The sequence below is a fragment of the Marinoscillum sp. MHG1-6 genome, from assembly GCF_024714475.1.
Taxonomy (GTDB): Bacteria; Bacteroidota; Bacteroidia; order Cytophagales; family Cyclobacteriaceae; genus JAMZMI01.
Genome location: NZ_JAMZMI010000025.1, coordinates 1 through 1,226 on the forward strand (window position 1 = coordinate 1; position 1,226 = coordinate 1,226).

Consider the following 1,226-nt stretch of genomic DNA (forward strand, 5'->3'; position numbering starts at 1 on the left):
TGTAACCTCCCCATTATTAGGACTGGGATCAAATAGACTAATTCTCTAAATATTTACAAAATTCATTCTGGTAGTTTTCATTCTTAGTTTGGTATTTCAGATACTGAACGGGAGAAAGTTTGCTCAGGGAATCATGTCCTCTGACCAGGTTATAGTCCTCAGCAAATTCACTGGTCTTCTTCCTTACAGATTCAAGTGAATCAAATAAGTAAGCATCCAGTATATCTCTTCTGTAAGTTCCATTAAACCTTTCTATATAGCTGTTCTGCATTGGTTTTCCGGGTTGGATATAGGCTAATTCAATGTGCTGTTCCTCACACCAACACTTCAGTGCATTCGATATGAACTCAGGACCATTATCTGTTCGAATTCGTTGTGGTTTACCTCTCCAGAAAATAGTCTTTTCAAGGACTCTGATAATCCTTTCAGCAGGTAAAGAAGTATCGATTTCAATGGCTAGTATTTCACGGTTAAAATCATCGATGAGGTTAAAAGCCCTAAACTTCCTGCCTGTAATCAAGCTATCGGAAACGAAATCTGCTGACCATGTATGGTTAGGTGATGAAGGGACTTCCAATGGCTGTTTAACTCTCGCTGGAAGCCTTCTTTTACGCTTTCTCTTCAAGTTCATACCGATGGATTTATAGACTCGATATACACGTTTGTGATTCCAGGGGTGACCTTGCTTCCTAAGTCTATCAAACAACTGCCAAAACCCTTCTGTAGGGTGTTTGTCGGCTAAGCGATTAAGGATATCTATCACCTCATGATCATCTTTTCTGCTCTGATAATAATACATTGATTTGGATAGGCTCAGTATCCTACAAGCCCTGCCAACACCAACAGTAAATCGTTCTCTGATGATGTCAGCCTTCTCCCTTTTAATGCAGGGCTTTAGATCTTTCCCGACAGGACGTCTTTCAGTATTTGATGATCCAAACTTAAGTCAGCAAACATCTGCTTCAAGCGTCTGTTTTCCTCTTCCAACTCCTTGAGTTTCTTTAACTCATTGGCTTCCATACCTCCGTATTTCTTTTTCCAGTTGTAGAGGGTAGACTTATGGATGCCATATTCACGGCAGATGCTCTCCTGATCTCTACCTGATTCATGTTCCTTGAGCGCTTTGACTATCTGCGCTTCTGATATTCTTCGCTTTTTCATCGTAACTGTTTAAATGTACAATTTTTGTCGCCTTTCAAACAGTCCTATTTTTAGGGAAGCTTACA

1 protein-coding gene is annotated in these 1,226 nt (G+C 40.0%); it reads right to left on the reverse strand.

Going from position 1 to position 1,226, the window contains the following annotated elements; translation table 11 throughout:
* Positions 1–37 precede the first annotated feature (37 nt).
* Positions 38–1,161, reverse strand: a protein-coding gene (locus tag NXR94_RS17125) for an IS3 family transposase (protein WP_258105900.1) whose coding sequence is annotated in 2 segments (ribosomal slippage) — positions 38–906 and positions 906–1,161 — 1,125 coding nt in all. Because the reading frame shifts where the segments join, the coding sequence is not laid out codon by codon here.
* Positions 1,162–1,226 lie beyond the last annotated feature (65 nt).